This is a genomic window from Mesorhizobium sp. M0408 (assembly GCF_040321495.1).
In the GTDB taxonomy this organism is placed as follows: domain Bacteria; phylum Pseudomonadota; class Alphaproteobacteria; order Rhizobiales; family Rhizobiaceae; genus Mesorhizobium.
In genome coordinates, this window is sequence record NZ_JAMYRO010000022.1 from 65,567 (window position 1) to 90,530 (window position 24,964).

Here is a 24,964-nt window from a genome sequence, read left to right on the forward strand (position 1 = left end):
GTTCGAGGGCTCATCAGTTGTGTGGCCGGGTCAAGATAGTCGTTCTTTGCAGGGTCGACTTTCGAGGAACAAAAATTTGTTCGACCAAGTTCGCACGAGGCCAATAACCCGCAATGGTGATCCGAGTGTGCTGACATGATGTTTGATAGGCCGCCAATCGAACGGTCGATTCAAGCAGGACAGCGGGTGTTGGCCGGTCTCATCGTGCTGCTTGCGCTCGGCGCTCCGACCTTGGCTGAGGATAGCGAAGATTGCGCCGGCGCCGCTGCAGGCTCACAGCGGATCGCAGCCTGCACGCGGATCATCGAGGACGGCGCGCGAAGCCCCGAAAGTCGCGCCAAGGCTTACCACAGCCGGGCAATCACGTGGGCTGATAGCGGTGACAATGACCGGGCCATAGCGGACTACGACAACACGATCGCCCTCGATCCGAAAGACACCGATGCCTACAACGAGCGCGGAGTCCTATGGCTCGACAAGGGCGAGAACGACCGCGCCATCCGCGATTTCGACCGGGCGGCCGAGGTCGATCCGAAAAAAGCTAGGGCGTTCTATAACAGAGGCTTAGGCTGGGCTCGCAACGGTGACGACGCTCGCGCCATCATCGACTACAGCCAAGCCATCGAACTCGATCCAGCATATATGCAGGCCTACAACAACCGCGGTTTCGTCTTCAACAGGATGGGCGAATTCGACCGCGCCATCGCCGACTTCGACGAGGCGATCCGCCTCAATCCCCAGCACCCGTTCCCTTATAACAACAGGGCCATTTCCTGGGGTGCAAAGGGTGATGCAGAGCGGGCGGTCGCCGATTATAGCCATGCGATCAGGCTCGATCCGACTTATGTCAACCCGTATGGAAGCAGGGGAATTTACTATTTCTACGGCCGAGATCCGGCGAAAGCGCAAGCCGATTTTGCCACGGCGGCAGCACTAGCACCCGGCAATGCCTATTATGCGATTTGGGCGGATCTGGCGGAGCAGCGCAGTAGCGGCGTCAGCCATTTGCGTGAGGCTGCCAGCAAGTTGGACATGACCAAATGGCCTGCCCCGCTCGTTCGCATGTTCCTTGGCGTGCAGACGCCCGAAGCGGCACTCGCCGAAGCAGACGATCCGGTCCCGAGCAGGAACCGCGGAAATCTGTGTGAGGCCGACTTTTATGCGGCGGAGTTCCACCAACTCAAGGGCCATCCCAACAGGGCCTTGCGACTTTACCGGCTAGCCGTCCGCGACTGCCCCCGCAATATCATCGAATATGTCGCCGCAAGCAAGGCACTGCGCGCGCTTGGTGTGTCGCCATAGCGTGCTGCTGCGGGCAGTTTGCAAGACTCGACGGCGGCAAAGTAGGGCGTGATCAGGCACGTTGTCGCTCAGGAACGCGCGTCCCGCCGACAAAGACGCGCTACGCCATTAACCTGACGTATGCTGAGTGGATGATCGGGTGCTGCGAGAGAGGATTGAACTCGCCCAGATCGCCAGCAACTAGCTGATTTTAAGTGATGTTTTGCGGCCAATTGCATGCTGTGTACCACCATCGTGTCTTGCGGGCAAGCGATGAGCTGGGTACTGGCTTACACTTCCCAGCAACACCAGTGGATTTTTAAAGGCCTATTGTCCACTATATGCCCGAAGCCCGATTTCCAGTTTAGTCCACACTTGGGACGACAACTGCTGTGGTCCGCCTCGGCAACAATAGCTGGCTTAGAGGGTCCACGCTTTACTGCGGCGTGGGTAGCCCTCCAGAAGGCCTTCGCGCACCTGAAGATCGATCACCCAAGCGGTAAGGGGCTCATTCGGGAAGTCTTCGAAGCTACGGAAAGTACGTATCTGGTTGTCCTCGCTAATCCACGCGTAAACAACCTCAATGAGGGGACCCTCGAGAACGATCTGAAGCCGAAGCTGTTAGCTCGCTATGCTTCATATACCGATGCCGGGGACAAGGTCGAACGGCTGCTTACTCAGTTCAGGCATTGGGCCAAAACAGCCCACCCGTTCCGACACGGCACGGCCGAAGAGCAGGAGCATGAGGCCCCCATCGATATTGCGGTCCTCATGGCCCGCGAGGAATGGCATTTATCCGCTACTTGGCTGCGCTTTAGTGGTCTGCTTAGGCAGCTTCACGGCCTCGACACAAGCCGCCTTCTGTGCATCGGTCGGCCCACCCTTTCGGCCCACCCTTATTGTAACCGCCGAAGGTCTGCCCCTGCGTCCCTGGCGCGTCAACCCGTTGGGTAAAGCGGGGCTGTCTAAACGTTCCTGAGGGTGCTGTGTGGTGGAACCGAAGGGGGCACGGGGGTGATCGCGCGCTTCCCTGTATCCGATCCCCAGCTCAGAAATTTCTACCAAATATTCCGACCTCCTGATGGAACCCGTTCGCTGCGGGCGAGTTACGGCTCATTGGGACGGACTTCCCGAACATGAGAACCAGCAACAAAGCAGACCATCAGTCTGTCTCCGAAGCGTTTCGGAAACTGATCCGTTCCGAAGGCTATCGTCATCACGTACAAACGTTCTTAAATCTGGAGGTCGAACCAGAACTGCCGCCAACCTTACAGTCATTACTTGCGGCTATTGACCAGGCAAAACAGGGGTCGACGGAAGAAGGTCCTTAGCGGCTGGCTGAGCATCAAAGCGAAAGAGTACAGAGGCTCGCTCCGTGCTTGTTTCTCTAATTACCGCTCAGAAATTTCTACCAAAAATTCTCTTGATTTTTCCCGACAGAGGATCATGAATGTTCCCCTTGGGTTCTCGCTGAGGTGGGAGGCCTTGTATGAACGTTTGGACGAACTGCCGACCCAAAAAAGTGACTGCCATTGAGCTTGTTGAAGAGCTGATCTTACAGGCCCCGGCGCGGCCAAATCATCTCCGTCAAAGAGACTATCGCAGCGGTGCGCCGAGACGGCCCGCATCTGGCGGAAAGTGACTGCGAGCTGGTGGAGCTTATTGTCGACCTTGCCCCAGCCTTTGGCATGTGCGTCGGGTTCGACCTTCGCGAATAGCCTCGCTTGGGGGCGTGTTGGCGTTCATGTTAAACCTATCGCCACGACCAAACCCACAACAAGCGAAATGGCCAGGGCGACAAATACCGGAAGATGATGCATACCGGCTTCGTACCGACCGCTCCGACAACCGTCGACGAACGTTTGGAAACAGTCCCATCACGGTCTCACACGTGGCTAACAAATGGTTAAACGTCCTCATCGCTGAGCCGGTCAGTATGGAACCTGAGGAGGCCGTAAGGCATTCCTCGCTGCTGCAAAAGAGGAGGGGAGTTTACTCCCCCCAATGGCAACCAGCGGACTGTTGTCAGCTCTCTAACCAGGAGGCCCGCCACCCGTGAGAAAGGCGACGGACCCCTACAGCGGCTGCACATCCAAGAAGAACCGACCGCTGCGAGTTCTAAAACCGCGAGGGCCTACATCGTTCCCTATAACCTGCGTTGGTCGGTAGGCCTGTGCCGCTCTACATTCCCCGCCATGGCAACCCATTGGTTCTCCCCCTGCGGTCCCTGTGAGGACTGAGCGCGCTGGTCTGACCCACAACGTGAACAACGTTGAGGCAGCCGGCGAGGAGCTGATGAAGTGGACCAAGCGTGGCCCCAAATGGAACCAAGCGGTGCGCGTCTGCATCGCATGCATTTCCGACGAGATGGAACCTGAGGAGGCACGTAAGGCGTTCCTGGCTGCTGCCGAGGAGGAGGGGTTAGTGCTACGCTCGTCTGATTAGGGCCGAATGTGCCAGTTACCCGAGCCCAGTACCCAAACATTCCTGATCCCTAATGCAACTATTCCCTGATCTCCGAGTTGCGCGACAGGCGGGGAAGCTCGGCCGACATGACAAAGCGCGACAAAGCCGGATACAAGTCCCTCGCAGAAGCCGTTCGGCACCAAAGAAGGGGAATGCGATGCGTGCATATTGGTTGATGCGCATTGCCGCGCTTGCTCTCAATGCCGCGCCGGCGGCAGGGGAACCTTCGGTCGAGCGAGGACTCTACATCTCCATCATCGGCGGCTGCCACGATTGCCACACCGAAGGCTATAGCGAAAGTGGCGGCAAGATCGATCCGGCCAAGGCTCTCAAGGGAAATGCACTCGGCTTTCAGGGACCGTGGGGAACCAGCTATGCGGCAAACCTACGGCTGACGGCCGTCGACCTCACAGCCGACGGCTTCGTTTCATATCTTCGAGGCCTTGGGACTTATCCACCGATGCCAGGGTATAATGTACGGGCGATGAGCGATGAGGACAAGAAGTCGCTCTATCTCTATATCCGCACACTCGGTGACGCAGGCGAGCGAGCGCCGGCTTTCGTGCCGCCTGGCGACAGGGTCCATACGCCTTATATCGTCCTCGCCCCGCCCTTGTCGCCGCCCGCCTGCACACGCGATTTCGATTGCGGTGTAGGAGAAGTCTGCGATCCCGGCGGCTCCGGGCAGTGCATGAAGAGATAACGCTCAGACCAACTGGCCGCCATCGCGCACGGGCGTTCGCTGGCGACCAGCTCTACTTCGCCATCCAGGTCCGGGGAGCAGAGCGTCAACTTCCGACATGAACTTACCGATCTAGCATTGCAGGAAACTGACCATTGCTGCCACTCATCGCAGCGCGAGGCGTCTAAAGACGTCCTTCTTCTCCCTTTTGTCCAGAGCAGCGAGCCGAAGGGTGACGAGGGGTTTGGCAAGGTATTTGCTATCGTGATCTGTTTCGTTTTCTTCCTGGGTGTGCACTGCAGGTTGCTTTTGAAACGGTGTCTGGCTGGTACCAAAACTTCCTGCAGTGGGGCAGCGAAATGCTGGCCTTTTTGGCAGGCTTATGGCCGTTCTGATAGCTCCGGGACTTCGCCATTCAAGCCCTGCGCGGCGATAAGAAAATGGCTGACGAGCTGAACCGGACGTGCAACCCGTCCGTAACGCGGTTCAACGTTCACCGCCCGCAACCCGATTCTGCAGGCTGACGCCGTTCTGGCATGCGAGCAGGCCGCCAAGGCCGAGGCGACGCATCCGTGCACGGTCGGGCCCCGACGGGGCAAATCCGCTGGCACACCGAAAGGTTTCGGGATGAGGTGAGCGGCTGACAGTCGCTCCCGGGAAGGTGGCCGGCGCCGTTTGGGGGGCGTTGGGGTAGATTTGCCTGTTAGGCGCCGGCCAGGTGGGATTGGGGTCTCCCGCCGCAGGGAATAAGCTAACAGAGGCAAGTGAGGTGGGTATGGCGTGATCGCGGAAGGTGGCCCGGAGCACGGCACCGGCTTCTCCGGAAATCGCTTGCTAGTAGCGCCAACCTCGCTTGAATTCGTCGGTGAACCATCGCTCGACGTCGTCCCGCACCGAAGTACTGCTTCGGAATTTCGCGTGGCCCGGCGACTTCTGCTCAAGCCAAGAAAAGAAATCGGAAAATCTTGGATTCTCTGGCTGATGAGGAAGCCCGCGCTCTTCAGCCCATTTTGTGCAAAAGTAGCGAACACCCTGTTCTGCTTCATCCCTAGTCAGGACGGGGGATCACCCAAAGGCAAGTCTTCTGTTCCGACACAAAAGCAAGGCGCCGACGACGCTGGTGCGTCCGAATGGAAGCGTGTGACAGCCATCCGCGTCGCCACGTCCCGCCGATCAATTTGAGACGGCAATTGAGAGCGACAACCCGCCGAGCTTTACAGCCAAAAGGAAGTCGGCGGCCCATCTTTCAGTGAGCATTGCCTGAACCCGCCGACCTGCGGATTGCCAGTGGCCCCGCGATTCGCAGCTTTGCCGGAACGGAGGCATGCCGTCTAGCAATGTAGGCGTGTACCGTTCCAGGTGCGGAAGCTTTCAAGACTTCCCGAGAGTGGAAATGAGGCGGATCGGCAGCTCGTTTGCGAGCCTTCGAGCAGTTGGACGCGAAGTTCGGGCCAGTGGTCCTTCAGATGCAGTGCCAAGGCCTCGACACTCATGCCGTCGGACATCGACCTCGAGAAGTTCTGTCCTGTATAAACGATAACAGTCGACTTGGCGACCGGTCCTTACTGTCGTCGTCCAGGTCGGCGACCACCCCTATGCCACCTTTCTTTCTCGCCATCTCGCTCGTTATTAATCTTGCCCTTTCGTGGGAGGGCTGTGTGGTGTTGGAAACAGGTGAGCAGGAATATTATCGGCAGCTTGGCGGCATCAAGAAATCTTAAAAAATGCATTCCGAGATACGTTTCTGGATGTGAAGCTAACGACAATCTTCAATTTGATTCGTATAGAATCGCGTGTTGTGAACGCGTAGTTGAGGAGCCCCCGAAATGAACGCAAAGCTCAAAAGGGAAGCCCGTTGCAAGATAATTCTTCATGGATACCTTAATAACGAACCGTTGAAAGATATTGCGACCAAGATCGGATGCTCACTGGCGAGTTTAAGAGTCAGCGCCAGTAAACTCGGTTGCACTCGAACCCCAACGGAGGCGGCGGAATTTCCGCGTGACTTTCATATGCCGGAACACAAACGGGAAGATTACAAACAGTTGATGATTTCTGGACGGTATAAATCTCGCGATTGCGCGCAAATTTTGGGACATTTCGAGTAATATTACTACCGACGGATATCATCACTTGAAGACTTTCTGTAGATCACGAATAACTCTATTCTGGCCGTGAAAAACTTTGGGTAGGGGTAGAAAATGACTCTGATGGACAGACACAGTGATCCTGTTTCGGGTAGCCGATACATTGCGATAACGACCAAGTATAACCATGAGGCGCATACGACGCGGCCCTCTTATGTTTTTCCTCCAGATCGTGCATCGGGCGCAGGGGTCGGGGAGCCAAGAGCACGCAGCCTGGAATCCATAACCGGCATGCTTGATCGCATCGGCTGCGGCTATCTCGTGCTGAACCGCGAGAGGAAAGTGGTCGAATGGAACGCAGCCGCTCAAACCACGCTGGAGCGCCAGGGAGAAGTGGCCGATACGGCCAGCGGTCTTTCGGTGGCCTTGAGGCGGCTGATCGCGAATGTTCCAGCCCATTTCCTGCCGGGCTCACTATCGTGGGTGGTGATCCGCAGCAACGGCGACAGGCCGGTGATATTGAACGAGAACGGGTTTATCGCTCCTGACGGAACGAGCATTGTGGCGTTACTGGACCGCGAGAACAGGTCGGGGCCAAATCCTCAGACACTGCAAAAGATGTTTGGTTTGACGAGCGCGGAAACGCACTTGGCGTTGCGCTTGGCTCAGGGCGATGCGCCGCTGGAGATCGCCCGTAGTTGGCGCCTCAGCCGCACCACGATCCGCTCCCAGCTTGCCTCGCTGTTCGCCAAGACCGAAACGAAACGTCAGGCGGAACTGGTGGCTCTTCTTGGGCGCATTTCAGTCTTGCCATAAGGGCCGTCGTTTGGACTCCATCTCAGCAGACAGCCAATCCCGAAACGCTTTGATTTTCCGCTGGGCGATGGCGCGGGCGGGCAGCAGGAGTATGAATCTCGAAAAAGAGAGTCACTCGCAGGCACCAAAGCCGCAATGGCGTCTACGGACAAGCACACAGGCAGGTGGTTGATAGCTACTGCTGTGCTTGGGGTCGCCTACTTCGTAGCCTATTCATATTCCCCTGGTTTGATGCGCCTCATCGGCACGCGTTTGTAATTTGCGCCTTCTACCGCACGCAGAATCCTTAGATATCACCGGCCTTGTGGTTGCCCTATTATGCCCCTGGCCGCTTGTTCTTGACGTAGTCCAAAGCCTGGACGTGCGTCCCGTCGACATCTGTGACGAGCACAAGTTTCGGCGAGAATGCGCTGGTGCCGTCGGTGCCGACGACCTTGACTATCCGTCCGCTTTCCGGGTGGATGGCATCGAATTGGGTGGGTAGGGCGATCATGTCGTTTTCTATTTTCTCTCCTCAGATTGAACCGGCGGTTGTCACGCTGTGATTATGCTTTTGCCTGCCTGTCTGTGCCCATCATAATGGCCAAAGAACCGGATTCAGAAGCATGCTCACAATGTAAGAACGAGAGAGAATGTATCTTCCACACGGTCATCAGCTCTTCTGGAAACGGCTTCATGAGATGTTCCGGGTCGGGGTCGTCAGCCAGGTCATGTAGTCTTCGGGCGTCAGAATCACCGGCATACGGTTGTGGATCGTCGCCATGAGCGGATTCGGCTCACAGGTCAGCAGCGTGAAGGTGCGGATGTTGTCGCCGGTAGCGGTCGCGCCAATCCTCCCAGAGCGCCGCCAAGGCGAACGGCTCGCCCGACTTCATCGCGATGGCATAGGGCTGTTTGTTCTTGCCCGTGCCGAAGATGTCCTTCCATTCAAAGAAGCCGTCGATCGGCATCGGCGCGCGGCGTGACTGATCGGCGGCTTTGAACATGCCGTTGGTCTTTACGGTCTCGCTCTTGGCGTTGATCGAAGGTGCTGCGCTTCGAGCTGATGATAAACGTGGTCTGCATGGGCAGCCACAAGCATCAGAAGGGAGAAGCGCAGCATGAAGCATTATGCGGGATTGGATGTGTCAGTGAAAGAGACCGCCATTTGCATTATCGACGAAACAGGCCAGATTTGCCGCCAGATTTGCCGCGAGATAAAGGTGGCGAGCCATCCGGAGGATCTGGCACGGGTGCTCAAGGAGCCCAGCTGGTGGGTTGAGCGGGTTGGGCTTGAAGCCGGGCCCTTGTCGCAGTGGTTGTTCGAAGGCCGGCCAGGGCCGGCCAGCCGGTGATCTGCATCGAGACCCGCCACACCAAGGCATTCCTTAAGGCGCAGGTGAACAAACCGACCGCAATGATGCCCGCGGCATTGCGCAGATGCGCAGATGATGCGGGTCAACCTGTTTCGCCCGGTGCATGTGAAGACCCTGACGAGCCAGAAGCGCCGGGCGCTGCTGACCGCCCGCAAGCTCTTGCAGGAAAAGGCCATTGCCGTTGAGAACGATCCCCGCGGCTTGCTACCGAACTTCGGAGCGGCTGCATCTCGCGTTCGAAGCCGCGCGGCTTGCATTCGGCGAACGGGACACGCACATCGCGGATTCCTGCCTACATGCGTGAGCCGATCGCGGGGCTGCTCGACAAGGGCTTTGCGAGGAAGCTCGCGAAGTTGCTTGATCCCGGCAAGCGCGTGCCACTGCCGAAGTCGCCCGCGCCGTCGAGCGACACGATCTATCTCACGGTCGTGGACCGCGACTGCACGACCCACACTTCTGACTGCGCAGCGACGGCTGATCGGCACAGGCGGCCCGACATCCCCCCAACCCGGACGCCTGCCGCCTGTGCCAGCCCCACCAAGCCATTGCGAGCATCTGCGCACGTGGCCAAATTGTCGTTAGCTTCGCATCCGAATACTTATCCGGGCGTACATATCTCGCTAATTTCGGACGACTTTCGTCAGTCCATCAAAAGCACCACAGCGGGATGCAGCTTCTTCAGATTCGGCAATGATTTCGATTGCCAGGGTATGTCTGGCGTTCCACGCACGACGAGTCGAACATCGGGATGCTTGCGCACCTCGATGGTAAATTTCGCCAGCAGGTTGATGCCGGAAGAGTTGAGAAAGTGAAGGTCCTTCAGATTGAGCGTAATGGAAGCGGGATTCGAGGCAAGAACACTGGCCGCCAATGCCGCGATAGGCGCACCGGCGTCGGAACTGGCAAGCCGCATGGCACCATCGAAGAAGATTTCGCTTCCTTCGGTCCATACGCGGTAGTCGTCTGTCTTGATTTCCATGGTCTTGCTTCGTTTCATTTAGTTGTGAATTTGCGAGATCGGAATGGAAGCATATGTCTCCACGCAAATCCGATCGCTTTCATCGGCGGCGCTGAATATCCAAGCCAGGCGTGCGCCGTAGTCGCTCATCAACGTCAGCAATCCAAGTCCGGAGCCTCCTGCGTTGGGGTTGGCGGCATTGGCTTCAATTCGCTGTATCAGCAGGTCCACGGGGTCGCCAACCGTGATGTCCGCCAGGAGACTTTGGAACTCAGACGCATCTTCACCATCGACGTCATTCGACACCTTGAGCTTGAAGCAATCCGAATCCATCGACGCCTCGATCACGATCTCACCCGGTGCGCGAAACTTGACGGCATTTTCGATGAGTTCGTTGACCAGATATCCGATGCTGTGTCGCACTTCCAAGTAGTCATTGCGGGACGACCGGAAGCGCAACGCGAAAAGATCGGCGATGAAATCCGAGGTCGTGGCACAATGACGCCAACTCAAGTCGAGAGGTCCGTCGAACAGCCGCACGCGACTGACGCTCTCTTTCATCCCGATTGCAATGTCAGGGGTACCGAACAGCGTTGTCATTGCTATGTATGCCTTATGATCACGAGGGTGATGTCGTCGTGGATCTTCTGGATCCCGATATGAGCCATCAGATCGTCGATGATCCCGGTCTTGATGTCCTCGGCGCTACTGCCGTGACGTTTTTGCGCGCTCTGGCAGAGGCGCTCGAACCCGAACAGAGTTTTGTCTTGATCCTCGGCCTCGGTCACACCGTCGGTGTGCAGCACGATCACGTCCCCGCTTCCGAACAGGATGTCACGCGTGGCAATGAACTTCGAGATATCATTCTCGAGGCCGACCGGCAGACCCAGATCCATCGTATCGATACGTTCGACGTCTCCGTCCGCACGCACGACGAGAACGTCCTCATGCTGGCCGGATAGCGTTACCCGCTCATCCTCGAAGTCAAGAAAGGCCAGCGAGAGATGCTTGCCGGTGTTCGTCCGCTCGATGTTCTTGTAGATCGCTCTGTTCAGCCGATCCAGAAATTGGTGCGGATCCCCCTCGTTGGTCTCCTGCAGCGCCCGTGCAACGGATTGGACCATCAGCATCAGCACGCCGCTCTCCAGACCATGGCCGGTCACGTCGCCGATGCCGATCTTGACCCGCGACCCGTTCTGCAGGACGTCATAATAGTCACCGCCGACCTCGTCGGCCGGCCGCATGTAGGCCGCTATCTCCAGCCCCGGAATAGCTTCGAGTTCGAATTGTTTCGGCAGGACCATCATCTGGATCTGCCTGGCGACCGCGAGTTCGGCGCCAAGTCGGACGTTCTCGTCCTGCAGCTTTTCGTTGAGTGCGGAAATCTCCTGATTTGCGTCCCCAAGCTCCCTGGTTCGCTCGTCAACGAGTTGCTCGAGGTTTTCCGTGTGAAAGCTGATCTGCTCGGCCATCCGGTTGAAAGCGATTCCCGCCGCTCCAACCTCGTCGCGCGTTGGAATGCTCACGCGGACTGAATAATCTTTGGACTGGAGCCGCTGGGCGGCACTGGCAAGCGCCCTGAGGCCTGCCGTGATCCGCTTCGAAATTCCGAGCACGGCGGCAAAAACTATCAGAAGCGAAACGACGATCGCGGCGATCTGAAAGAGCAGGATACGATTGGTTGCGCGGGAAATACTCATTTGCGCGGCGAACAGGGATGCATAGATCTCTCGTTCGGGAACGACGATCCCGACCGACATCATCTCGGACTTGATCGGTCCCGAACTCCACAGATTGGTCGGCTTTAATCTTTTGAGGACAACAATGTAGGGTACGCGTTCGCCCTTGTCGGCGAGCATGACATGCTGAATGACACCGTCATTGTTCTGGTCGAGAGGCAGCGACGCGATAGCCGGCTGCGTACTTCCCCGCAGGGACCTCTCCAGGCCGGTGACGCCCTGGGTGCCCGCATCGCTCGATGAAGTCAGGCCGATGATCGCCTGGCCCAACGGATTGATCGCCACCACGTTGCCAGTCGACATCGTGAGAAAGCCGAACCCGGTTTCAGCGATCTTCACACGTTCGACGACTTCTGCGAGTTGATCGAGAGTGATGTCTGCTCCCGCCGTGCCGGCGATACCGGTGCGGTCGCGCGTCCAAAGCGGGTGGAAAAAGCTGACGATCAACTTTCCCGTGATCGCATCGGTGTAAGGCGCTGTCTGGGTGATATCGTCAGGGACCGGACGCGAGGCTGAATCCCTGGCCCATTGCTGCCATGACCCATAGATGCCTGGAAAGAAGAATTCCCAGAATTCCGCCTTGTTGTGGCCTGGATAGAGTCGATCGAAGGTCTGTGCCTGGTCCGTATACGGTACCGTCCTGAAGATCGGGCGTTCCTTTGGACCAATATAATACATCTGCAGTTTGGACGACCCGCTGGCCATGAGCGTCGGCGCGACGAGATCCAGCACGGTACTGTCTTCTATTTCCTGCTGAACGCTTGGCAGCGGACTGTGGTCGGCGCCCAGCAGGTAGCCCCAGACGCTGACCACGGAAGGCGCGCCCGGCAGGTTCTGCGCCCAGTCGCCCTTCGCGTCGTAGACGACCTTTACCGAGTCGGGCGCCTCCTGCGAAAGGGTAGCTCCGACCTGTTGCTGCCTGCTTGGATCGTCGATCTGGGCCTGCAGCACGCCGGCCAACGCCTTGACGTCCCCATGGACTCGATCGAGCAGCAGGTCGACGCTTAACGCTGTCGATTCGGCATAGGAACGAATGTATTCCTGGTTTGCGATCGTCAGGCCCTCACCGACTTCGGATGTGGCGTCGCGCGACAGCTTTTGAACATTCCAAAGCGCCAGGCCACCGCTCAAAAGGAGGTCGAACAATACCGCGCCGCCAACGACCAATACGAATTTCGCTCGAAAGGAGCGCAGGCCGAATCGCGGTGTAGGCTCATCGTCGGCTTTCATTGCGGCCGTCGTCCCGATGCGACCCAGATCGGCCAACCCGCATAACCCTTGGGGTGGAGCGCAGCGAAAATATGATCCTCGAAGCCCTGCCGGAAGCGTGCGACGAACTCCGGTCCATCGCCGCGTCTGGTCGCCATCTCGCCCGCATAGACGTCCGCCCAGGCCGCAATGACATCGGCGAAGTCCTGCGGATCCCCGTCCAGGTTAGTGACCATGAAGGTCTCCACACGGATGTCTTGGAATCCGGCTTCGATCAGGTATCGCCGGCTCTTGGGCCCAAGCTCGACATCCATCTCGAAATGCCCGAACAGCTTCGCCACCTCGTTGTAGGTCCAACGAATGCTTTCTGCGCGCGGCTCGCCGAGGCAATGCGAATTCTTCTCGTTGGTGATATAGACCCGCCCGCCTGGCTTGCAGATGCGGTAGAGCTCCTTGAGGATGAGTTCAGGTCGATTGAAGATTTGAAGGGAATGTCGGCAGGTGACCAAGTCGAACTGCGCTTGGTCGAGCAGCATCTCCGACGCATCGCCATAGGTATATTCGATCCCTCGGATGTCGAACTCCCGCATCACTTGTCGAGCATAGTTCAGGCTTGATATGGAGTGGTCGAGGGCGACGATCCGCGATGGCTGGAACTCCTTCTGCGCGAGCACGGCGAAATCACCGATCCCGCAACAGATGTCGGCCATGACGATCCCGGGCCTCATGCCGTGTCGCGGCAAGATTGCGCGCTCGTGACGCCATGTCATCTTTGTCTGAGTGCGCAGGATCGGTACGAACCCGCCTTCCTCAAGAAAACCCTGCCCCGGATAGAATTCGGTGTCATACTCCTCGACTGTGATGTTCGGTTCGATTCCGCTCAGGCGGCCGAATTTTCGCGAGGTCCATCCGACGACGCTTGACGTGATGACCACGAATTTGAGATCTGGTCGAGCGCGACAGGCGTCGATGATGATCCTCGAAAAGGTGTGAAACGCAGCGTTGTTCATCTGCGTCAGACGTCTGACATTGACGTAGAGAACGCCGCGCACACGGCCGATCGCATCGCGAAGCAATGCTATGCTCGGCCCAAGCTCATCGATCGACTGAGGCCGGACCACTCCCGATATGGAGAACTCCTGGTTGTTGGCGTCGTATTGCGCCTTGAAGCGCGGGAGAAGGTCGTAAGGGCTCAATTTTCCAGGCCCTCGAGCGGAAGATCCACGACAAGTTTGATTGCATCGCCGTCGACTTCCTCGATCCAGAGTGTCGCGTTGTAGTCGACAGCCAGTTCCAGGAGTACGACCTCGCGGCTGGGCGTGAGATCCCCAGACACCGAATTGAGGTATCGCTCCCTGGCCTCGAACCCTGCGACTTGCGACACGGCTTCTTCGTAGAACTGGCGCTCTTCTGGCAGGCAAGGAAACGTCAACTCGATCCTGTCCGTCGCGCCGTGGCGAGACACCCTGCATGCCAGTTCGCCATCGGCATGGCGCGTACGAAAGGCGACTTCCAGCAATTCGTTGAAGGCAGAGGAAAAGAGATTTGAATGGTGGACCGAGTCTGACCTGTTTTGACTGATCATCCGGGCCACGTATGTCGAGACATAATCGCAATGCTTCCAAGCGGAGACAAACGCTTTGATTTCCATGTCGATCTGGATCATCGGCTCAAAAGTCGGCTCGCCAGCCAGGTCATGATGAACAGGTCCCATCGGCATCCTCACTTGTTCCACCAGTATTGAGCTCTCGCGGGGTGATGGCCCGCGATGAAAAATTTCCCGCGCCCGTAATGAGTCAGTCTCGCACCGACTCGAAAATTGCGCGGTATCTGTCTCGATCGTTCTACAAATCTCCGCCTCACCGTTAACGAAGGGCGCAGGCGCTAGAGCGCTTGTTTTGATTCCTCCATCGCGCGTACCACCCTCAGCGGGGACCGCCTGATGAAACCGCTGATCGCCTCGGCTCCAAGCGGCTTTCCCAGGAAGTTGCCTTGCAGGCAATCGCAATTCTCCTTGATCAGCCACCGTGCCTGTGCCGGGGTCTCGACCCCCTCGGCAGTGACATTTATCCCGAGGCCGTGCGCCAGATTCATGATCGATCGCACGATCGTTTGGCTTTTGAGATCGGTCTCCAAGTCCGCAATAAAGTACTGATCTATCTTCAACGTATCGAAGGGAAAATTTTTAAGGTAGCTCAACGATGAATAGTATGTTCCAAAATCGTCTAGCGATATTCGTATTCCCAAGACATTCAGCGTATTCAATGTGTCTATATTGTCGATCGTCTTCTCAAGTAGAACCCTCTCGGTTATCTCAAGTTCAAGTCTGTCGGCTTCAATCCCAACTGCGTCGATGACCTGAGCGACGGTGTCCGTCAGCGAACCGCTAAGGAACTGAGCCGGCGACAGGTTCACTGCGACTGTCAGCGAGGAAGGCCACGTCAACGCCTGGCGACAGGCTTCCTCGAGCACCCATCGTCCAATCTCGTCCATCAGACCGTCGGCTTCGGCGATCGGTATGAACACGTTGGGTGGAATGATTCCGACCTCAGGGTGCCGCCACCGCAGCAGCGCTTCGAAACCGGTCACTGACGAGGGAGGCCGAATGAGCGGCTGATACTCCAAATAAAGCTCGCCGCGCTCCAGCGCGGTTCGAAGGCTGCGCCTGAGATTCTCGCGTTGCTCGAGCAAGAGCAGCATCGAACGGTTGAATGTTCGAGCGCAGCCGCGTCCATCTGTCTTGGCCGCGTAAAGAGCAATGTCAGCGGCTTTCATCAACTGTTCGCCATCGGTCCCGTGCTCCGGCCCGAAAGCAATTCCGATACTTGAGCCGACGAACACGGGAATGCCGTTGATGACGAACGGGTCCTTGAACGCGTCGACTAGAGATCCGGCGAGGCGTTCAGCCTCTGCTGGCTGCTCCTTTCCCAATTGGATGACAGCGAACTCATCGCCCGCATACCGGTATGCGGATTCGCCGTCCTGCAGCGCGTCGCGGATACGACCCGCCGCGAGTTGAAGAAGAGTGTCGCCTGCTCCATGGCCGAGCGTGTCGTTGACCGCTTTGAAATCGTCAAGGTCGATTTGCAGAAGGGCGGCTTTCGGCTTTGATCCGCCGAGGGCCGCCATTGCCTGCTGGAGCCGCTCGCCGAATCGCCGCCGATTCTGCAGTCCGGTCAGCACGTCGTGCGTCGCCTGATGGAGCAGAATTACATGCTCTTGCTCCTCCGCAGCGCTCCGCCCGCCGTGCACCCTTGATTCGATGACTCCCACCCCATTTGCAGTGGCGAAGACGAAAACGGACCGGGGCGCTTCGCCTGATGATGGCGGCAAATCGATGCGTGCCGGGGAGCCGCCCTGGAACACACGAAGAAATTCGTCGCGATGGCTCGCATCGAGAAAGCTCGGGTAGATCTCCCAGATGGCGGCGCCCGGCGCTACCGCGCCTCCGTACAAGCCTTTGAGCCTGGCCGCGTAGTGCGTCAGGCGAAAGTCACGGTCATAGAACGACAAAAGTTCGGTCGTGTTCGCCAAAAGGTCTGCGAGAACCCCATCGCCGACACTTGGAGCGTCGCTCGATGAAGGCCCCTCACTCTCCGTGCCGACGCCTGAAGCCTCTGAGGGCAAGAACCACCTCCATAGGCGGTGCAGACTCGCGCCCCCCAGTCTAGAAATAGCATAACTGTCAAGCTTGGCAAACTTTCAAATCGCACTCTTAATAAGAGCCGCCCGCAGCCTAGTTCCATGTATGCTCCGCCGTGATCGGCGGCAAATTATCGATAAAAATGAACCGTCACAGTTCGTTAACAAACCGTGAATTGGTGAGAATCAGCTGTGTGATTGATGCGCAGTAGGCGCGACACGAAGATATTGTGGCCCATGAGGCGGCGTGACCTTCGCCGCCCCGGGCAACCCCTCTTCTAAGTCCGCCCAATCAGCTTCGCGATCCTGTAATCAGTTTCCGAGCGCCTTGAGCCAACCTTCAAAGGAAGAGGCCTCCTGGCCTCCGGCATGCGAAACAGAGTGGGCGGGGCGCGGCAATACCACAGTACTGCGGCCTTCGCGGGGGCTGTAACCGAATTCCTTGCTGAATGCCCGGCTGAAATTAGCCGCTGAACTAAACCCGAAGGCTTCAGCAATTTCAACAATGCGCCGGCTGTCCGCCGGATCGCTTAGCGCAATATGGGCTGCTAGAAGGCGGCGACTTTGTATGTAATGGAGAACACCGCCGCTTGGTTCGAACAACTGATAGAGACGAGAGCGCGAGACGCCGAGCGCCCGGCACATTGAATCCGGTGTCAAATGAGCCGCATCCAGATTGTGGTGGACGTATCGACGCGCTCGCTCCATTAGCGCGACACTCGTCAACAGTTCCGCGGCCGCAACCTGTTCCGCCGGAGGCCCGAGGCAGGCAATGATCATGCTGCGTGTTGCGTGCACGATGCGGGGCAGATCGTCAGCCGTGAGGCTGCGCAGGCTTGCTTCGATGCTGTTGACGTAGTCGAGCAACAGGTTGGCAAAGTTGCCGGACAGAATTGAATTGTTCTTGGCGTCCAGGGTTGCCGCCGCATCGGCGAACAAATCGCGCGGCAAATAGACAAAGAGACTTTCGGAGTCCGTTGTCCTCCCGCGAAACGGGTAGCCAAGCGATCTGATCTCCAATTTGCCCGGCTGGTTCTCCGCTACACGGCGATCGACCTCCGTCCACGACCGGCCAGTACGTGGCAAGGCGATATACCAGTGATCGATCGAGCTGGACCGAAGCTTCGCGGCAGAACGCATATAACTATGTGCCGGTGCGCGCTGTTGAACGATCAGCATGCCGTCGAGGTTCCAAGCCGTGTGGTCGGCGGGAAAGCCATCGTCGAGCGATTTGTCATCCGGCAACCTGACCTCGACGAGCGGTGCCATATGCGCCTGCCAAGCGGCGAATTGATCCTCTGGCGCCAGTTCGAGCGTTGAAAAGGGCAAAGGTTCGAGCGCCGGCGCAAGTGACGGGGCACCCTCATTGTAAGGTTGAGCTTCGCGCGGCCAACGACGTCGATCACGCTCGAGCGCCTGCCTCGCAAGCGCCTCCTCTTGCCTTTTAGCATCCATCGCGTGGTGTCATATCCGATTCGGGTATGCCCATGCCCTTCTCAATCATGTGGTGTACCTCAGGCATCTGGCAAGACTGGCCGACTCGAGGCGACTGAAACGGCGATCACGCTGGATTACAGTCAGAAATGCATGCCGAGATAAGTTTCTGGATGCGAAGCTAACGACACTCTTCAACCTGGTGCGTATAGAATCGGGCATCATGAAAGCGTAGTTGAGGGGACCGCTGAAATGAACACAAAGCTCAACAGCGAAGATCGTCGCAAGATAATTCTTGATGGGTACGGTAACAACGAACCGTTGAGAGACATTTCGGCAAAAATCGGATGCTCACTGGGGAGTTTGAAGGTCGCGGCCAGTAAACTCGGTTGCACTCGAACTCCAAAAGAGGCGGCGGAATTTCGGCGCGGATTTCACGTCCCCGAAAACAAGCGGCAGGATTACTATAGACTTATGATTACCGGACAATATAAAGCCCGTGAGTGTGCGCTTATGCTAGGATTAATAAAGGAGCAATCAGGAACCAAGTAAATTGATTCCTAGTCACTGCAGATGACAATGTCATTTTGACAGCCACCGCTTCAGCGGTTCATCAGCCAAAAGCCCGCCGCAAGCACGGTCGCGGGCACTGAAAGGTTCGCACAGATGCTGCCTCGGCATTTCAATCGCACCTGCCTCAGCCCTCATGATCTGGCTATTTGCGAACGCGTGTTCGATCAGGTCTGCGCGGATGAGCATCTCGACCCTTTGGACCCGGCGGCCGAAATCTTGACGGTAATGGTCGTGGCCATTTTTCGAAATGCTCACACCAGCGAGCGCGAACTACTTGCGGCTGTCAAGTCTCATTGGCAAAAGGCTGCGGGAAGGCGCGTCGCATGAATCCGTTCAGTCGCGACGCGCTGTTGCCAAGACACCGGACTTGAAAACCGCCGCGGGCACGGGTTCACAGTGGTTTCAATACTACTCCCTCCACCGGTTGATATTTGCTTCGGAAGATCGTTTTTGGTGCAAGCGGACCTTGCTGTCGCGGAAGTCTCGATTGCTGGCATCTTGGCGCAAGCGAGCGCGCCGATGGTTCCGCGGCTAAGTCCCTATTCGGTCGCGTCCGTCTCGCTTTCGTCACCGATCGAGCACCGGCAACTATGAGCTCGTTTCCAGACATTCTCGCAGAATGGTCTCACGACTAAAGGGGGTACAAATTCACACGGCAAGGCGGGCCGACCGGTGGTGAACATCAGCCGAGCCTATCGGCTCACGCCACTCTGCAGCCAGAGAGTTGCATTTACGCTCTTCAACATCGTTAAAAACGTACGGAGGTTTCCCGAGACTCGGCTGCCCGAGGCGCGCATGGTCAGGGGCAGGGAGGAATAGACCATGCGCGAATTGCCCAACACCATCGACGCAGACGTTCTGATCGAAATCGGCAGGCTTTTAGATGACCGCGCGAAGTCGACGCCCGTGCCGGTCCACAAGCTTGCATTGTTAATGCGGCAGCGTTCAAACGCCCGCCTTCCGGTTGAATCGATGGAAGAGTTGATCGTGAAGATGGCCATGACGCGGCAATTGCCAATGATCTTCGATTTGCCTGACATTGACACGGACGATGTGATCTCGATTGCCTTGGCACGCGCGTCTTGAGACTTGCCCTCGAGCGCAAGTTCTGTTGCTCCACCAGAAGCAGCGGGTGCTGCGGTTCGGCATGACGAAACCTGGCGCAGATAGCGTGCATCGCCTTGCGCCGAGCTGGTGAAGTGGAATGGGCTATGAGTGCGTCCCTTTACGAGCCGGTGAACGTCTACAAACCTCAGGGACCCGATGTTGGTGTCGTTGACGGTCCGTTTGAGTATTTGACGGTAGCAGGAGTAAAACTTCCGCTGCCATTCACCACTCGGATGACGGTGGTGCGCCTATCGAACGGCGATCTGTTCCTTCATTCGCCCATCAAGTTTGCTTCGACAGTGGCCGAAGAGTTACGGAACTTGGGCAGAATTCGCCACCTCGTCTCACCCAACCAATTTCACTACGCTCATGTCGGTGAGTGGTCGAAGGCGTTCCCTGAGGCAACCACTGGGCATCGCCCGGAGTCCGCCAAAGAGCACGCGCACGGCATGCTGATGTGACGTTCGCTCGGGATTTGGAAGCCGATCCGCCGGAGGAGTGGCGGCGGGACATGGACCAGATACTGTTTCCCGGTGGCTACTTCAAAGAGTTCATATTGTTCCACCACGCTTCAAAGACGCTGATCCTTACAGACACGATCATCAATCTCGAATTGGACATGATCGATGAGCCTTGGCGCACGGTGACCAACCTGACTCGGATGGCTTACCCGCACGGGCGGACCTTCTTTGGCATGCGGCTGCCAATTCTCCTGCATCGACGGAAGACACAGGCAGTAATAAGCAAACTCCGGTCGTGGCAACCGCGGCGGGTGATTCTCAGTCACGGCCGGTGCTTCGATGCGAATGAAGACGAGATTGTCGGTAGAATATTCGGAAAGTCGGCTTAGTAACGCAGTGGTTTGGGGGAAGCCAAATGTCCATTTCGGGTCGGCTCCGCCGCTCGCCCCGATCGCTTTATGAGCGCTCCTTGCTCCTTGCTCGTTTCGATGGACGAGACGAACGGCAAAGTTCACACTCCCAGCCGACGCTGGCTGTCAGTGTAGCACGTGGTCTGCCGCATCTGGGCAGTAGTGACCTTGCAGCACCTCCTCGGCCCTCATCCTGCAATCTACGTCGATAATCGGATGGCCACTGGCGAAGCCTACACGCTCGAAGTAGTGTTGCCGCGTTTCGCTTATGGGACGAGCCGCCATGCCTCTTCGAAGCTGAATAACCTTCTCGGTGGTGATCGCACTGCTGCAGGCGGTAGTGGGAGATGAAGCTTTCATCCAGTGGCGATTTCAGCCTCGGCCGTTTCTGTTATGCCGTATGGCGCGGTTTGAGCAACCCGCGGAGACGCGAAGCCTTCATTGAGCGCAGCGTCGGAGCCGGTTGCGGCGGATCGAAGGGGTACCGGGGGTCGTCGCGCGAGCCAGTTATCCGATCCCCCGCTCAGAAATTTCTACCAAATATTCCTGACTGTTGCGGCCCAGCACCGTACCAATTGTACACGTACATGGCCTTGATGCCGCTCAGGTAGGGAGTAGAGTACCCTTCGGCGTGTCCCTGGGGAGGGCTGGATGAGCTCGCGCAAAGGGTCGGTCCGCTTCTAGAGCAAGCAATCACCGTGCTCCTCAACAGGGCGGACCGTGGCGACACCGTCTCGATCAAAGCGGCACTACGCGAAGCTCGGGAGACTGCGCCTTATTTGGTGGCCTCCGACGAAGAACTAACCGAGGCGATCGTCGAGGCAGCAACTGCCATGGGCCTCTGCGTGGCTTTCGACTGTCGCGAGTAGCTGTCAGCCAACTTCAGTCACTGTGGCATCGCAACGAAAGCGCGCCGTCCTGCGCCATTTTCAATTTTTCAATAGTCGGAGGTAATCCGTAATTACCTTCGCAACCTGCTAAATCTGCCTGTAGAACGGGAACTGCGGGCTGAGCAAAGGTATTTGCTGGAGGAACTTGATAAGGTCGACAAAGAGTGACCGCATGACCCTCCACTGGTTCAACCCTCCGGTCCCCGTCAAGACCGAGCGTCTCGGGATCATCCACAACGTCAACAACGCCGAGGCAGCCGGCGAGGAGCTGATGAAGTGGACCGAGCGTGGCCCTTGGTGGGACCTCGCGGTGCGTGTTTGCATGGCCGTGATTTTCGACGAGATGGAACCTGAGGAGGCTCGCAAGGCGTTCCTGGCTGCTGCAAAAGAGGAGGGGACATTACTCCCCCAATGAGAACTAGCTAAATTGGATGCGGTAAAGTCTCTTACCAACACCGCCTTCGCGAAAGGAGCCCGCCGCCAGCAAAGAGAGGCGACGGACCCCGCCACAGCGGCTGCACATCCGAGAAGGACCACTGCAACCTCTAAACCCGCGGGGGCCTACATCGTTCCCTTAGCTGCGGCTAAAGCGGGGTTGGTCAGCCGGCTCTTGCCGCTCTAAGTTCTCCCTTATGGGTCCTCTCTGGTTCTCTCCACCGGTCTACGTGAAGACGAAACGTCCGGGCATTCGCAAGGGGGTCAGCCATGTCGAGGGAGCCGCCGAGGAACTCATGGGGTGGGACACAAAGGGCCCGAGGTGGACGAAGGCGGTCCAATCCTGCGTCGACGCGTTCGAGGGCAGGGTGCCCCCCCATAAGGTCCGTGAAGCCTTTGAGGCGGCTGCCAAGGAGGCCAACGTGTATCTCTTCCCTGAGTAGGAGGTATCATGGCGCCCATCTGGTTCGTCCCTCCGGTGTTCGTGAAGAGTGAAACCGGTGTCAGGCATGGCTGCAACAACGCGAAGGAAGCCCTTGAGCAGCTCAAGATGTGGACCCGGCGAGGGCCTCGCTGGCATAAGGCGGTGACCCTGTGCCTGTCAGCCTTGGAGGGCGATTCGATTGACCCCCACATAATACGAAAGGCCTTTGAGGCTGCCGCTAAGGAGGCCAACGTGTATCTCTCCCCTGAGTAGGAGGTGTCGTGGCAACCCATTGGTTCTCCCCTCCGGTGTACGTCAAGACCGACCGACCTGGGGTCACCTACGGGTGCAACAACGTCGAGGGTGCCGCCGAGGAACTCATGAAGTGGACCAAGATGGGACCTAAGTGGAGGAAGGCTGTGCAACTGTGCGCCGACGCCTTTCAGGACCGTGTCACTCCGGAAGAGGTCCGTCAGGCTTTCGAGCTGCTGCCAAGGAGGAGGGGGTGCTCCGTGAGTAGCAGGCCGGTGCCCGTGGCTATGTTGGGAAGGACCCGCTAGGCTGTCTGAATGCTGACCAAGTCCGCGCTGCTCGAAATAGACCCGGATACGAGAGCATTCACTCTGGTCGGCGCATTTATGGGCCATTTTGCACTTCTTGAAACTGGCATCGGAGCTTGCTCTGGGCGAGGTACTTGGCGTCAATGGGGCACGTTGAGGTAGGGGGACCGGAACCGGAATGTCAGGCTTCGAAAGCCGATGGCAGAAACCGGATACGCTGTGGCGGCATTTGAGGGCACGTTCCTGCTCTTGATTATTGCCTGTGAGCTGTGCGCGAAAATCGGGAATGGAAGGGCCGGAGGCAGGAAGCACGGCCTCAGGCCGAGGCGCTAATCAAGCGGGTCGGCAATGATCGCGAAAAGCTCAACACGGCCGGCAGCGAAACTAAAGAAGTAGTCGCGCGTTGGACGGCGGATAACGCTGTTTCGTCTCTGAGTATGGTTTAGGTCAGAGTGGTCAAGCCAACGTCGCGTAAGGCAATCAATGCGTCGAGCGCTAGTCAAGCGAAGTCGCCCGCTCGTGACGAGGTCACTTTAGCGCCGCCCGCTTTCCGGCCGGTCCAGCTCGCAACGCTCGTGGAGACGGTCCCTGCCGGCGATCGTTGGATCCATGAGACGAAATACGACGGCTATCGTATTCTCGTTGCCGTGGGCGGTGGCGAGGCGCGAGCCTACACACGATCTGGTCTGGACTGGTCTAGCCGTTTTCCCTCGATCCTCTCCGAGGCTCGCAAGCTCAAGGTGCGCTCCGCCCTGATTGACGGCGAGGCCGTGGTTGTCGATGCGGAAGGAAGATCTAACTTCCAAGCGCTTCAAAATGCATTGAAGGGTGCCCCGGCGACTATCGACTTTTATGCGTTCGATCTGCTGCAGCTCGACGGCGAAGATCTGACAAGGCTTCCTCTTGTTGAGCGCAAGGCGAAGCTGGAGGCGATCTTGCCTGCGAAAAATCCGGTCCTTCGTTACTCCGACCATATCCTCGGCCGCGGAGAAGAGCTGCTCGATCGCTTCTGCGCTGCCGGCCTTGAGGGCGTCATCTCAAAGCTCGCGGATTCGAGTTATGTGGCGGCCCGCGGCGCAAGCTGGCTGAAGATCAAATGCATCAGGCGGCAGGAATTTGTGATTGTCGGCTGGACGCCGTCCGACAAGGTCCGCGCGTTTCGGTCCTTGATCCTTGGCGTTCATAACCGCGGCAAGCTGCGTTACGCCGGGAAAGTCGGCACCGGCTTCGATACCGCTGAACTTCTTCGTCTCTTGAAGATCATGGCGCCGCTTGAGCAGAAGGCCGCGACCGTCGACGCTCCACGCGCCGAAGTGCGCGGCGCACACTGGCTCCGTCCGAAACTGGTCGCTGAGATTGCCTTCACCGAAATGACAAATGAAGGGACGTTACGACATCCGAGCTATCTTGGTCTGCGCGAAGACAAGAAGGCGGAGGCGGTCGTGCTCGAGACGGAACGTCATGCAGCCGATCTCGCCGCATCTGCGACAACCGCCATCGCGATAAGTAACCGTGACCGCATCATCTATCCGGAATCGAACATCACCAAGGGACAGCTCGCCGACCATTATGCAGCGGTCGCGGCGATCATGCTGCCTTGGGTTGGCAGCCGGCCGATCAGTCTGGTTCGATGCCCACAGGGCCGCGCGAAGAAGTGCTTCTTCCAAAAACACGACGCCGGCAGCTTTGGCGACAAAGTCCACCACGTCGGCATCACGGAGAAAGACGGGCACGAGGAACCATATCTCTATATCGACGATGCCGACGGACTGATGACTTGCGTCCAGATGGGAACGATTGAGCTGCATGGATGGGGGGCTCGGATCGAGGATGTCGAAAAGGCCGACCGCCTCGTGTTCGACCTCGACCCCGATGAAGGCCTCGATTTTGAGGCCGTCCGCAACGCTGCCTTTCAGTTCCGCGCTATCCTTAAATCTCTGGGGCTTACGACTTTCCCGATGCTGACGGGAGGCAAAGGAGTGCACGTCATCGCGCCCCTCACCCCTGGCGCCGAGTGGCCAGAGGTGAAGGACTTCGCGTCTCGCCTGGCGCAGGCGGTCGCCCGGAGCGATCCGGCCCATTTCACGGCCGTGTTGTCAAAGGCGCGCCGCAAGGGTCGCATCTTTGTGGACTATCTACGCAATCAGCGCGGGGCGACCGCGATCATGCCCTACAGCGCAAGATCACGTCCGGGCGCTCCTGTCGCGGCACCGATCACGTGGGCGGAGATGAAGACAATAGATGCGCCCTCTCATTTCCACGTGGGCGATGCTCCTGAATTAAAGAAACGCGCAGTCTCCAAAACTCTGGCTGGATGGGGTCGCGCTGACCAATCCTTGCCCAATCTGTAGCGTCCGACGCGGGAAGAGGCAGTAAAGCCGGGATTCAAAGGGCAACGCGGCGCTCACGGCCTTGCCTCATTGGAACCTGCGGAG

General features: G+C 57.9%; 23 protein-coding genes and 2 pseudogenes. 15 read left to right on the forward strand and 10 right to left on the reverse strand.

The annotated features are described in order from the left end of the window. Window positions 1-189: 189 nt before the first annotated feature. The 6 genes from NKI67_RS23925 (at window position 190) to NKI67_RS23950 (ending at window position 7,332) form a co-directional block, all read left to right on the forward strand. A complete protein-coding gene (locus NKI67_RS23925) occupies window positions 190-1,302 on the forward strand; it encodes a tetratricopeptide repeat protein (protein ID WP_352647180.1) in 1,113 nt (370 codons plus the stop codon). 2,241 nt (window positions 1,303-3,543) lie between these two features. Further along, a complete protein-coding gene (locus NKI67_RS23930) occupies window positions 3,544-3,726 on the forward strand; it encodes a DUF982 domain-containing protein (protein ID WP_352647182.1) in 183 nt (60 codons plus the stop codon). A 178-nt stretch (window positions 3,727-3,904) separates the two neighbouring features. Further along, complete coding sequence (locus NKI67_RS23935; RefSeq protein ID WP_352647184.1) at window positions 3,905-4,450, forward strand: hypothetical protein; 546 nt, start codon at window positions 3,905-3,907, stop codon at window positions 4,448-4,450. Window positions 4,451-5,209: 759 nt separating this feature from the next. Further along, the gene (locus tag NKI67_RS23940; protein WP_352647186.1) at window positions 5,210-5,611 is read left to right on the forward strand and encodes a hypothetical protein; all 402 of its coding nucleotides are present in this window, start codon (window positions 5,210-5,212) and stop codon (window positions 5,609-5,611) included. A gap of 644 nt (window positions 5,612-6,255) precedes the next feature. Next, on the forward strand, window positions 6,256-6,537 hold the full coding sequence (locus NKI67_RS23945) for a hypothetical protein (RefSeq protein WP_352647188.1): 282 nt from the start codon (window positions 6,256-6,258) through the stop codon (window positions 6,535-6,537). Between the two features lie 270 nt (window positions 6,538-6,807). After that, on the forward strand, window positions 6,808-7,332 hold the full coding sequence (locus NKI67_RS23950) for a helix-turn-helix transcriptional regulator (RefSeq protein ID WP_352621304.1): 525 nt from the start codon (window positions 6,808-6,810) through the stop codon (window positions 7,330-7,332). Window positions 7,333-7,648: 316 nt separating this feature from the next. Here NKI67_RS23950 and NKI67_RS23955 read toward each other — a convergent pair whose 3' ends face one another. Then, window positions 7,649-7,825, reverse strand: coding sequence for a hypothetical protein (locus NKI67_RS23955; RefSeq protein WP_352647190.1), 177 nt, complete (start codon window positions 7,823-7,825; stop codon window positions 7,649-7,651). A gap of 52 nt (window positions 7,826-7,877) precedes the next feature. Then, window positions 7,878-8,360, reverse strand: a pseudogene (locus NKI67_RS23960) (SOS response-associated peptidase); the annotation flags it as partial. Between the two features lie 72 nt (window positions 8,361-8,432). Here NKI67_RS23960 and NKI67_RS23965 point away from each other — a divergent pair. Beyond that, window positions 8,433-8,906, forward strand: a pseudogene (locus NKI67_RS23965) (IS110 family transposase); the annotation flags it as partial. 421 nt (window positions 8,907-9,327) lie between these two features. On the opposite strand, the gene NKI67_RS23970 reads toward NKI67_RS23965, so the two are convergent. The 8 genes from NKI67_RS23970 to NKI67_RS24005 form a co-directional block, all read right to left on the reverse strand. Next, window positions 9,328-9,666, reverse strand: a complete 339-nt coding sequence (locus tag NKI67_RS23970) for a slr1659 superfamily regulator (protein ID WP_352647192.1) — start codon at window positions 9,664-9,666, stop codon at window positions 9,328-9,330. 18 nt (window positions 9,667-9,684) lie between these two features. Then, window positions 9,685-10,245 carry a slr1658 superfamily regulator gene (locus tag NKI67_RS23975; protein WP_352647194.1) on the reverse strand — a complete coding sequence of 187 codons (561 nt, stop codon included), beginning with the start codon at window positions 10,243-10,245 and terminating at the stop codon, window positions 9,685-9,687. A 2-nt stretch (window positions 10,246-10,247) separates the two neighbouring features. After that, window positions 10,248-12,614, reverse strand: coding sequence for a SpoIIE family protein phosphatase (locus NKI67_RS23980; protein ID WP_352647196.1), 2,367 nt, complete (start codon window positions 12,612-12,614; stop codon window positions 10,248-10,250). Beyond that, window positions 12,611-13,789 carry a methyltransferase domain-containing protein gene (locus tag NKI67_RS23985; protein ID WP_352647198.1) on the reverse strand — a complete coding sequence of 393 codons (1,179 nt, stop codon included), beginning with the start codon at window positions 13,787-13,789 and terminating at the stop codon, window positions 12,611-12,613. The genes NKI67_RS23980 and NKI67_RS23985 overlap by 4 nt, the downstream gene beginning before the upstream one ends. Beyond that, on the reverse strand, window positions 13,786-14,307 hold the full coding sequence (locus tag NKI67_RS23990; RefSeq protein WP_502909359.1) for a ubiquinone biosynthesis methyltransferase UbiE: 522 nt from the start codon (window positions 14,305-14,307) through the stop codon (window positions 13,786-13,788). Before NKI67_RS23990 ends, NKI67_RS23985 begins: the two co-directional genes overlap by 4 nt. A gap of 170 nt (window positions 14,308-14,477) precedes the next feature. Continuing rightward, window positions 14,478-16,127 carry a putative bifunctional diguanylate cyclase/phosphodiesterase gene (locus tag NKI67_RS23995; RefSeq protein WP_352647201.1) on the reverse strand — a complete coding sequence of 550 codons (1,650 nt, stop codon included), beginning with the start codon at window positions 16,125-16,127 and terminating at the stop codon, window positions 14,478-14,480. 420 nt (window positions 16,128-16,547) lie between these two features. Beyond that, window positions 16,548-17,690 carry a helix-turn-helix domain-containing protein gene (locus NKI67_RS24000; protein ID WP_352647203.1) on the reverse strand — a complete coding sequence of 381 codons (1,143 nt, stop codon included), beginning with the start codon at window positions 17,688-17,690 and terminating at the stop codon, window positions 16,548-16,550. Window positions 17,691-18,251: 561 nt separating this feature from the next. Then, window positions 18,252-18,497, reverse strand: a complete 246-nt coding sequence (locus NKI67_RS24005) for a hypothetical protein (RefSeq protein ID WP_352647206.1) — start codon at window positions 18,495-18,497, stop codon at window positions 18,252-18,254. 567 nt (window positions 18,498-19,064) lie between these two features. Between NKI67_RS24005 and NKI67_RS24010 the strand changes: the two genes are divergently transcribed. The 8 genes from NKI67_RS24010 (at window position 19,065) to ligD (ending at window position 24,880) form a co-directional block, all read left to right on the forward strand. Continuing rightward, window positions 19,065-19,328 (forward strand): hypothetical protein, encoded by a 264-nt coding sequence (locus tag NKI67_RS24010; RefSeq protein WP_352647208.1) that lies wholly within the window; start codon window positions 19,065-19,067, stop codon window positions 19,326-19,328. Between the two features lie 125 nt (window positions 19,329-19,453). Continuing rightward, entirely contained in the window at window positions 19,454-19,810 is a 357-nt protein-coding gene (locus NKI67_RS24015; protein ID WP_352647210.1) for a DUF4336 domain-containing protein, read from the forward strand. Window positions 19,811-19,860: 50 nt separating this feature from the next. After that, window positions 19,861-20,199: a hypothetical protein gene (locus NKI67_RS24020; protein ID WP_352647212.1), complete on the forward strand. Its 339-nt coding sequence runs from the start codon at window positions 19,861-19,863 to the stop codon at window positions 20,197-20,199. A gap of 1,083 nt (window positions 20,200-21,282) precedes the next feature. Further along, the gene (locus NKI67_RS24025) at window positions 21,283-21,525 is read left to right on the forward strand and encodes a DUF982 domain-containing protein (protein ID WP_352647214.1); all 243 of its coding nucleotides are present in this window, start codon (window positions 21,283-21,285) and stop codon (window positions 21,523-21,525) included. 217 nt (window positions 21,526-21,742) lie between these two features. Then, window positions 21,743-21,988, forward strand: coding sequence for a DUF982 domain-containing protein (locus tag NKI67_RS24030; protein ID WP_352647216.1), 246 nt, complete (start codon window positions 21,743-21,745; stop codon window positions 21,986-21,988). Window positions 21,989-21,996: 8 nt separating this feature from the next. Then, window positions 21,997-22,242, forward strand: coding sequence for a DUF982 domain-containing protein (locus tag NKI67_RS24035; RefSeq protein ID WP_352647218.1), 246 nt, complete (start codon window positions 21,997-21,999; stop codon window positions 22,240-22,242). 35 nt (window positions 22,243-22,277) lie between these two features. Next, window positions 22,278-22,529 (forward strand): DUF982 domain-containing protein, encoded by a 252-nt coding sequence (locus NKI67_RS24040; protein ID WP_352647240.1) that lies wholly within the window; start codon window positions 22,278-22,280, stop codon window positions 22,527-22,529. Window positions 22,530-22,981: 452 nt separating this feature from the next. Next, on the forward strand, window positions 22,982-24,880 hold the full coding sequence (gene ligD, locus NKI67_RS24045; RefSeq protein WP_352647220.1) for a DNA ligase D: 1,899 nt from the start codon (window positions 22,982-22,984) through the stop codon (window positions 24,878-24,880). Window positions 24,881-24,964: the final 84 nt, after the last annotated feature.